General features: G+C 66.4%; 8 protein-coding genes and 1 pseudogene. 7 read left to right on the top strand and 2 right to left on the bottom strand.

Going from position 1 to position 9,415, the window contains the following annotated elements; all coding sequences use genetic code 11:
* The 5 genes and pseudogenes from CIC12_RS13415 to CIC12_RS13395 all read left to right on the top strand — a co-directional run.
* A pseudogene (locus CIC12_RS13415) lies at positions 1-635 on the top strand (DNA topoisomerase IB); the annotation flags it as partial.
* Positions 636-867: 232 nt separating this feature from the next.
* The gene (locus tag CIC12_RS13410) at positions 868-1,374 is read left to right on the top strand and encodes a PRC-barrel domain-containing protein (RefSeq protein WP_168664588.1); all 507 of its coding nucleotides are present in this window, start codon (positions 868-870) and stop codon (positions 1,372-1,374) included.
* A 200-nt stretch (positions 1,375-1,574) separates the two neighbouring features.
* Positions 1,575-1,982 (top strand): DUF3175 domain-containing protein, encoded by a 408-nt coding sequence (locus CIC12_RS13405; RefSeq protein WP_168664587.1) that lies wholly within the window; start codon positions 1,575-1,577, stop codon positions 1,980-1,982.
* A gap of 100 nt (positions 1,983-2,082) precedes the next feature.
* On the top strand, positions 2,083-3,402 hold the full coding sequence (locus CIC12_RS13400) for a cation:proton antiporter (RefSeq protein ID WP_168664586.1): 1,320 nt from the start codon (positions 2,083-2,085) through the stop codon (positions 3,400-3,402).
* A gap of 103 nt (positions 3,403-3,505) precedes the next feature.
* The gene (locus CIC12_RS13395; protein WP_168664585.1) at positions 3,506-4,078 is read left to right on the top strand and encodes an FUSC family protein; all 573 of its coding nucleotides are present in this window, start codon (positions 3,506-3,508) and stop codon (positions 4,076-4,078) included.
* Here the strand turns inward: CIC12_RS13395 and CIC12_RS13390 are convergent.
* Positions 4,075-5,160 carry a cupin domain-containing protein gene (locus CIC12_RS13390; protein WP_168664584.1) on the bottom strand — a complete coding sequence of 362 codons (1,086 nt, stop codon included), beginning with the start codon at positions 5,158-5,160 and terminating at the stop codon, positions 4,075-4,077. The genes CIC12_RS13395 and CIC12_RS13390 overlap by 4 nt on opposite strands.
* 117 nt (positions 5,161-5,277) lie before the next feature.
* Between CIC12_RS13390 and CIC12_RS13385 the strand changes: the two genes are divergently transcribed.
* Positions 5,278-5,646, top strand: coding sequence for a carboxymuconolactone decarboxylase family protein (locus CIC12_RS13385; protein WP_168664583.1), 369 nt, complete (start codon positions 5,278-5,280; stop codon positions 5,644-5,646).
* Positions 5,647-5,810: 164 nt separating this feature from the next.
* Here the strand turns inward: CIC12_RS13385 and CIC12_RS13380 are convergent, their stop codons facing one another.
* Positions 5,811-6,860 carry an aldo/keto reductase gene (locus CIC12_RS13380; protein WP_168664582.1) on the bottom strand — a complete coding sequence of 350 codons (1,050 nt, stop codon included), beginning with the start codon at positions 6,858-6,860 and terminating at the stop codon, positions 5,811-5,813.
* A 441-nt stretch (positions 6,861-7,301) separates the two neighbouring features.
* On the opposite strand from CIC12_RS13380, the gene CIC12_RS13375 reads away from it, so the two are divergent.
* Positions 7,302-9,415: DEAD/DEAH box helicase (locus tag CIC12_RS13375; protein WP_446728006.1), on the top strand; the 2,114-nt coding region annotated here is incomplete at its 3' end.

Genomic DNA, 9,415 nt, shown 5'->3' with positions numbered 1-9,415 from the left:
CCGAACTGCCCGGCCACGATCTGTTCCAGTATCTCGACGAGGACGGCACGCGCCGCACCGTCGGCTCGGCGGACATCAACGACTATCTGCGCCGCGCGAGCGATGGGGACTTCACCGCGAAGGACTATCGGACGTGGGCGGGCAGCGTCTATGCGCTCGCCGCGTTGCGGCGGCTGATCTGCAGTAGCGCGGCAGAAGCGCGCCAACATCTCGTCGCGACCGTCAAGGAGGTGGCGGTGTTGCTTCGCAACACGCCGGCCGTGTGCCGGCGTTGCTACATTCACCCGACCGTCATCAGCGCGTTCGAGGCGGATGAATTGCAGAGCTTGCCGCCCGGACGCTCGCGGCGCGGATTGAGAGTGGACGAAGTGGCGTTCGCGGCGTTGCTCGCTCACGCCGAGAAGCGTGCGGCGAGGCTGGCGCGCCAGGCTGGAGCGAAGGGCCGCAAGACGCGTGAATCGGCGGTGGCCGACAGCATCGATGGCTCGCTCACGAGTTTGTTGAAAAAGTCGCGCGTGGTACGCAAGGACGCGGCTGAGAAGGTGAAGGCGAAGTCTGGGGAACGCACCGCGCGTCGCACGACGAGTATGCAGGCGACGGAGGTTGCGCGTGAAGCGAAGCGGGCGGCGCGTTGAGGATCGTACGTTTTGATGCGCCATGCGTCGAAAGACTGGAGCAAAGACCGCGCGAACTGGCAGCCGCTCGACGCGTTCATGCTTTTTCTCTTCCGGTATCCGCCGTCGAAATAATTTCGACCGCGCGCGCAACCTTTACGTGCGGGCTGCACGCGCACGTTTTGATCTCGATCGAAGCGAAGGAACGCGCGTTGCTCATCCTCAATGCATCCACTATCAGAGGAGTCACATTATGCTCAACCAATCGCAAACCCAAGGCGCCGGCATCGTCGGCAAGGGCCGCGCAACCGCGGAAGGCCCCGGCCCGGACGTGATGGCTGCGGCCACGCTCGACGGCAACAAGGTGATCAGCAGCGACGGCGAGGATATCGGCAAGATCAAGGACATCATGCTCGACGTCGGCTCGGGAAGGGTCGCTTATGCGGTGCTCTCGAGCGGCGGCTTCCTCGGCATCGGCGACAAGCTGCTGGCCATTCCGTGGGGGGCATTGACGCTCGACACCGACCAGAAATGCTTCGTGCTGAGCATGACCGCCGAAGGCGTGCGAAACGCCCCGGGCTTCGACAAGGATCACTGGCCGTCGATGGCGGACCAAACCTGGGCCACGTCCGTGCATCAGTACTACGGCAGCGAGCCGTACTGGAGCCGCGATCGCTACGAGCTTCGCGACGATCTCGGCACCGGCGCGATTCCTCCGGGTTCGTCGGATGCGCCCGAAGCCGGCGGCCTGAAGCTGTAAGCACGGCCTCGCGCGGCGCGCGCGCAATCGGGTGCCCTGCGCCCCGCGTTGCGCGCGCCCACCTCGTCTCACCGCGCCGGCCTGCCACGAACATGGCTGCCGGCGCGAATTCACTGCACACGCTCCGGAACGGGTGAAGACGCGCAGGCGTACGACACCGCGATCCAGGCATTCAAACCGTCCGCCCAGAGGCACAGCTCATGGCAGCGCGCAAAGCCACCAGTAAAACGAAACGCCCGGTCCCACGCGGCAGGTCGGGACGCCCGCCCCGTCAGCGGCATGCCCAGGCGCATGCCGCGCATCGCGCGAAGGCTGCGAAGTCGGGTGTCCACAACTCGCGCAAGTGGTCGCATCATGTGATGGAGACGAGCGACGCAATGGATATCGAACACGACATTTTCAAAAGCGGCAGCGCCGAGTCGATCGCGCAGTCGCTCAAGCGTTCGTCGACGCAGAGCAGGCGGCGCAAGGGCACGCCATACCAATCGGCGATGTCGATGCTCAACTTCTACATCAATCGCGCCGGCAAGAATCTGCCGAAAACGCGCCGCGCGACGTTACAGCAGGCCAAGCGCAAACTGCGCGAAGCGTTCGGCCGCGCGCCTTGACATAGCGCATAGCGCATCCGCACGCACGCCTCTTTTCATCCGGCCGGCAGCCTGCCTCCGACCTCGCGCGGAACACGCATGCCGGCCCTCACGGAAACTCATGCGCGAAACTTTGTGGTTCCTCATCGTCGGCGCCGTGCTCGTGTTCATGGGCCTCGCGGCAACGACCCTGCGGCGCCTGCCGGTCAGCGCCGCGATGTTCTACCTCGCGATCGGCTACGTGCTCGGGCTGCCCGGCATCGCGCTGTTGCGCCTCGATATGGTCGCCGACGCGCAGCTGCTGCGCACCATCACCGAAGTCGCGCTGCTGGTCTCGCTGTTCGCGATCGGCTTGCGCCTGCGCCTCGGCGTACTGGAAAGGCTGTGGACCGTGCCGCTGCGCCTCGGCTTCCTTGCGATGCTGGCGACCATTCCCCTGCTCATGCTGTTCGGCGTGTACGTTCTGCATCTCGACTGGGGCCCCGCGCTGCTGCTCGCGTCGATTCTCGCGCCCACCGATCCGGTGCTCGCGCACGACGTGCAGGTCCACAATCCTGGCGATCATGACCTGCTGCGCTTTGCGCTGTCCGGCGAAGGCGGTCTGAACGACGGCATCGCGCTGCCCTTCGCGATGCTCGGCCTCGCACTCTGCGCGGCACCCGCCGGTCAGGGCGCCGAGCTGCTGAACCTGAAGCTCGCAGCCGGCATGGTGTGGGGCGTGGCGGGCGCGATCGCGATCGGCGGCGCACTCGGCTGGGCGACCACACACGCGGTGGCCTGGCTGCGCACCCGTCACGCACAGGCGCTCGGTCTCGAAGGCTTTTTCGCGCTAGGTCTGATCGAGCTGTCGTTCGGCGCCGCGCAACTCGCGCACACGTATGGCTTTCTTGCGGTATTCGCCGCGGGCGTCGCGATGCGCCGCGTCGAACACCGCGCGAGTGGCGGTCAGTCGCCGCGTCAAAGGCTCGGCACGGTCGATGCCGAAAACGTCGACGCGACCGCGGCCAATCCGAGCAAAGCGCACGCGTATATCACGGAGTCGGTGCTCGGCTTCACGATCGAACTCGAAAGCATCGCCGAGGTGGCCGTGATGGCGATGGTCGGCAACGTGCTGGCCACTCTGCACCCGACGCTTTTCACCTGGCAGACGGCCGCGTTGTGCGTCGCGCTGTTCGTGATCGTGCGGCCGGTGTCGGTGGAGCTTTCCTTGCTCGGCTCGAGCGCGACGCCCGCGCAGCGGCGTCTGATGAGCTGGTTCGGCATACGCGGCATTGGTTCGTTTTACTACCTTGCGTTCGCGATCGAACACGGCTCGGCCGACGACGTCATGCCGCTGATGCCGCTCACGCTCGCGGTGATCGCGGCGTCGGTGGTGATCCACGGCGTGTCGGCGACGCCGTTGATGAACTGGTATCACCGGTTGCGCAGCGGCGAGAAATAGTCATGGAAGCGACAGCTTTGATTGCGCGGCGCGATCCGCTCGCCCTGACATGGGAGTCGCTAGAATACGGGACCTTCATGCCACGGCGAGACGCTCCCCTTCGATGACTCCACCCGACGACTCACGACGCACCGCACGGGCAAGCGCGGCCAACTCGCTGTTCGCTTTCCTCAAGACGCTGCCGCTCGGCGACCGGCTGATCGAAGGCGGCTTCATGGCCGTGCAGGCTGTCGCGGGCGCAAGCCTCGCTTTCGGGATCGGCCGCGCGTTGCATACCGAGCAGGCGTTCTGGGCCGCGATTACCGCGATCGCGGTGAGCCAGCATAGTTATATCGACACCCGCAAGCTGTCGCGAGATCAATTTATCGGCGCGATGGTCGGCGGCATCTGCGGTCTCGCCGGCGCCTTGCTCGGGCAGGGACACTTCGCCGCCTATGCAGCGACGGTGGCGGCGGCGATCGTGATCTGCTGGATCGTGAACGTAGGCAGCGCGGCGCGGCTGGGCGGCATCACCGCGACCATCATGCTGCTGGTGCCGGGCATGGGGCCCGCGTGGAACACCGCGTTGCTGCGGCTCGGCGAAGTGACGATCGGCACGATTTGCGCGCTGCTGGTCGCCTGGCTGATGGCGCGCATCGAGCAGCGCTGGCTCGGCAATCCCGACGCGCCGCGCTAGCCTTCCTGCCCGTCGCCCTGCGCCTCATGCGGCTCATGCGGCCGACGCCGGTAACGGCCCGGCGTCACGCCGACACTCTGCGCAAACGCCTTGCCGAACGCGGCTTCGGACTGATAGCCGACCGCTTCGCCGATCTCCGCCGCACTGCGTTGCGTGCGCCGCAGCAAATCGCACGCGATGGTCATGCGAATCCGCGTGAGGAAGTCCATCACGGTCACGCCCGCGCGTTCGTTGAAGCGGCGCGCGAAGGTCGCGCGGGACATCGCCGCGAGCTCGCCGAGTTCGGCAATTGTCCATGCGCGTTCGGGTGCACTCATCATGCCCTGTACCGATGCCCCGAGGCGCGCGTCGGCAAGCAGCGCCAGCACGCCGGCGCTGGCTGCGTTGCGCTCGCCATACACGCGCAACGCCATCGCGAACAGCGCCTGGCTCAGGGCGGTCACGATCGCGAGCGCGCCCGGCTGACGACGCGACGCTTCCTCGCGCATCACGCCGACCACGGCTTGCAAGGCGCCAACAGTCGGCGCGCCGCCCAGCGATACGTGAAACGGGTCAGGCAGCGCGTTCAGCAGCAACGCGGATGAACCGGGCGCATAGACGAAGCGGCCGCAGAGCAGATCGACGCCGGGGGTTTCGATGGGTTGGTGCGCACTGATTTGGCGACCGTGGCGGCGGGCATCGGGTTCGCTGAGGCGGGGAGCGTTGTCATCGCGCGTGCGCCGGCTTTTATCGGCCTCGCTGCTGCTTTCGCTATGACGCGCAGCGCCGCGGCCGTCGTTGCGGCGCAAAGGCAGCATGCCGTCGTGACCCAGCGTCAGCGGCGCGCCGCCGTCCGAGCGCTGCACATCGCGCACGCGATGCGCGGCGCCGCGCGGGAACAGCATGAAATCACCGGCCTGCAATCGCACCTGCGCGCCCTCGGCAGTTTCGATCAGGCATGCGCCGCCAAGCACCACATGAAACGGCGCGATGCCCGCTTCCATCGGCGCATGATCGACGTCGAACGCGCCGGAGAGCAGGCAGCGCAGATCGAGGCTGGCTTGCGGCCTCGCAAGGTCGATCAGGCGGCTGAGCGTGTCCATGAGACGTGGGCGCTAAAAGTTGAGCTCAGCGAGTATTCAGGATATCGCGGCGCAGCGCAATACTGTGTCCCACGACGCCGGCGCCCGCCGACTCGCAGCACACAAAGGAGCACTGCCATGTTGAACTGGATCGATTACCGCAAAGCACTGTTCGGCCGCATCGGCGAGATTGCGAGACTGTCGCCGGATACCGTGAGGGCCTATCAGACGATGTCGAGCGCCGGCCAGAAAGCCGATCTGCTCGGCGCCAAAATGCGCGAGCTGATTTCGCTCGCGGTGGCGGTCAGCCTGCGTTGTGACGGTTGTATTACCGTGCACACGGCTGAAGCGTTGAAGCACGGCGCGACCCGCGAGGAAATCGCCGAAGCGCTCGGCGTGGCGGTTGCGATGAACGCGGGTGCGACGATGGTGTATTCGGCCCGGACGATGGACGCCGTGGCTGCATACACGGCTGACGCGAATAAGGGAAATGAAGTGGCCGGTTGATTAGCGGCGGCAGGTGCCGCGAGCCGCCCCGCACTGGCCGCAGCGTGTTGCGGTCAGCGCGGCGCGCGTCGCGTCGCGTCGAAGCAGCCTATGCTCGCGCAACCGTCAGGCGGCGCACGGCGAGTCGAACAGATACCGTGCGCCCCTTGCCACTCGCGCCACAATCACCCCGCCTGCCGCGTCTGCGCCAACTGCGTACGACGCGCTTCCCCCTGACGCTCCAGCATCCACCCCGGATATTCCGCGGGCAGCACGCTGACCTGATCGAGCTTCGCCAGTTCTTCTGCGCTGAGCGTCACTTTCGTGGCCGCGATGTTGTCATCGAGTTGCTCGACCCGCTTCGCGCCGACGATCACCGAACTCACCACGCGCTGGTGCAGCAGCCACGCGAGCGCGATCTGCGCCACCGACACCTGCTTCGCCGTCGCGATCTCGCGCATCACGTCGATACAGTCATACGCCCGCTCGCGATTGACCGGCGGAAAATCGAAACTCGTGCGCCGGCTGCCCGCCTCGCCCTGCTGCTCGCGTCCATATTTGCCGCTCAGCAGTCCGCCCGCGAGCGGACTCCATACCATTAGCCCAAGGCCCTCGCTCCGGAGCATCGGCACGAGTTCGCGTTCGAGGTCCCGGCCCGCGAGCGTGTAATACGCCTGCAGCGTGTCGAAGCGGGCGAGCCCGAGGCGCTCCGCGATGCCGAGCGCTTTCACGATCTGCCACGCGGCCCAGTTCGACACGCCCACATAACGTACGTGACCGTGCTGCACCAGCGTATCGAGCGCGCGCACGGTCTCTTCGATTGGCGTGGCCGGGTCGAAGCCGTGGATCTGGTACAGATCCACGTGATCGAGTTGCAAACGCTTCAAGCTCGCCTTCACGCCGTCGATGATGTGGTAACGCGATGCGCCCCGTGCATTCGGAAACTCGCCGGTCGGGCCGAAGACCTTGGTCGCCACCACGACCTTGTCGCGCGGCACCTTGAGGTTCTTCAACGCCTGGCCCGTGATCTGTTCGGACAGGCCGTCCGCGTAGACGTCGGCCGTGTCGATGAAATTGATGCCCGCGTCGAGCGCCCGGCCGACCAGCCGTTCCGCGTCGCCCTGCTGCAGATCGCCGATCTGTTTCCAGATGCCGTCGCCGCCGCCGAAGGTCATCGTGCCCAGACACAGTTCTGAAACAAACACACCTGTACGGCCTAGCTGGTTGTATCGCATCGTCGAAACTCCATCTTTGTGTTCGTGAAGGGGAGGCGTAGAGCGTACTGCAATTGACGCGATTGAGCAGAGCGCGAGTCGCGTCGTTTGCGGGCCAACACGTGGGCTGTTTTTCAAACCGCTTACGATTCGCGCGAGGTGGCCGGGGGAAATCGTCTTGACGCGACCTCTGTTTCGCTGCCATGCGCTTCACGCATTGATGATGCGTTAAACATGACGCGCCTGAGCCTCGGCTCGATTCGTGTTTCGCAACTGGTCCAAACGACCAACACGGCGCAAAACTTGCCGGCACGCACGCCGGCTGACTCCCGCGCGGGCATCGGCAGCCATTCCCCGGCAAAGCCGGTCAAAACCTGCCAGACTGACTGCTGCGCTTCGCAACCGGGCCGCCGCTCTCGACGCCCTCTGGATATGGCACGCCCCGCCCCCATCTACGCAAGCATGACTTCGGCCTTGACTTCCGCCGCGCTGGACGCGGCTTCCGGTTCCACGGCGGCACGTTACGCCGCGGATCAGGCGTCGCCTGCATCGACGCACCGCGCGCTGGACGATTTCCACCCGGCGGTTGCCGCATGGTTCCTCGAGACCTTCCCCGCCCCGACCGACGCGCAAGCCGCCGCCTGGCCGGAGATTCGCCGGGGCCGCTCGACGCTGGTGGCCGCGCCAACCGGCTCGGGCAAAACGCTCACCGCGTTCCTCTCCGCACTCGACGATCTGGTTCAGCGAGGCCTCGCCAACGGCGGCGCATTGCCTGACGAAACGCTGGTGGTCTACGTATCGCCGCTGAAGGCGCTTTCCAACGACATCCGCCTGAACCTGCAGTTGCCGCTGCAAGGCATTGCTGCCGAACTCGACGCGCGCGGGCTGCCGCCGCTCGATATCCGCACGGCCGTGCGTACCGGCGACACCACGCAGCAGGAACGCAACGCGCTGAAAAAGCGCGCGCCGCATATTCTCGTGACCACGCCGGAATCGCTGTACGTGCTGCTCGGTTCGGACTCGGGCCGGCGCATGCTCGCGACGGTGCGCACGGTGATCGTCGACGAGATTCATGCGCTCGCCGGCAGCAAGCGCGGCAGCCACCTCGCGCTCAGTCTGGAACGTCTCGACGCGCTGTGCCAGCGGCGCCTGCCGCGCATCGGCCTGTCGGCGACGCAAAAGCCGGTGAGTGCGGTCGCGCGTTTCCTCGTGGGCGGCGCGAGCATCGATAGCGGCATCCCTGCCGATTGTGCGATTGTCGACGTGGGACACGTTCGCGCGCGCGATCTCGCGCTCGACATCCCGCCCGTGCCGCTCGAAGCGGTGATGCCCAACGAAGTGTGGGAACGCGTCTACGACCGCCTCGCCGAACTCGTCGCGATGCACCGCACCACGCTGGTGTTCGTCAACACGCGGCGCATGGCCGAGCGCGTCGCGCGTCATCTGACCGAGCGGCTCGGCAAGGAGAGGGTCGCCGCGCATCACGGCAGCCTTGCGAAGGAACATCGCTTCGACGCGGAGCAGCGCCTGAAACGCGGTGAGTTGCGCGTGCTGATCGCGACTGCTTCGCTGGAACTCGGCATCGATATCGGCGACATCGACCTCGTCTGCCAGATGGGTTCGCCACGCGCCATCGCGCCGTTCCTGCAACGCGTCGGACGCTCGGGGCATCACGTCGGCGGCATGCCCAAGGGGCGGCTCTTTCCCACCTCGCGCGACGATCTGATCGAATGCGCGGCGCTGCTCGACTGCGTTCGGCGCGGCGAACTCGACGCGCTGCGCATTCCGCGTGCGCCGCTCGACGTGCTCGCGCAACAGATCGTCGCCGAAGTGTCGAGCGCCGAGTGGAGCGAGGACGCGTTGTTCGCGATGCTGCGGCGCGCGGCGCCATACGCGGATCTGGAGCGTGAGCAGTACGACGCGGTGCTGCGCATGCTCGCCGAGGGTTACACGAGCCGCAATGGTCCGCGCGGCGCCTACGTGCATCGTGACGTGGTGAGCGGCACGTTGCGCGGCCGGCGCGGCGGCAAACTGGTCGCGGTGACCTCGGGCGGCACGATTCCCGAGAACGCGGACTACGCGGTGGTGCTCGAGCCGCAAGCGATCAACATCGGCACTGTCAACGAAGATTTCGCAGTCGAGAGCCTTGCCGGCGACGTGTTCCAGCTGGGCAATGCGTCGTACCGGATTCTGCGCATCGAGAGCGGGCGCGTGCGGGTCGAGGACGCGCACGGGCAGCCGCCGAATATTCCGTTCTGGCTCGGCGAGGCGCCGGGACGCAGCGATGAACTGTCGTTCGCAGTGGCGCGCTTGCGCGCGGAGATCGGGCGCCGGCTCGCCGGGGCGGATGTTGATGCGGCGGTCAGTGTGCAAGTGCGTGGGGCGGGAGCGCAAACGGCGGCGAATGCGAATGCGCGCGCGGCACAAACGGAAGCGGCGGCAAGTGCAAATGCGTGTGTGGCACCTGCGAACACAGGCGCGGCGACGCGAGCAAAAGCCAAAGCGAAGAGCAAAGCCGATGCACGTGCAGGAGCCGATGCAGAAACAGCCCCCGAGCCCAGCACCCTAACCGACCG

It is taken from the genome of Paraburkholderia sp. SG-MS1, from assembly GCF_012275575.1.
Classification (GTDB): domain Bacteria; phylum Pseudomonadota; class Gammaproteobacteria; order Burkholderiales; family Burkholderiaceae; genus Paraburkholderia.
This window is presented reverse-complemented; position numbering and strand designations above follow the sequence as displayed.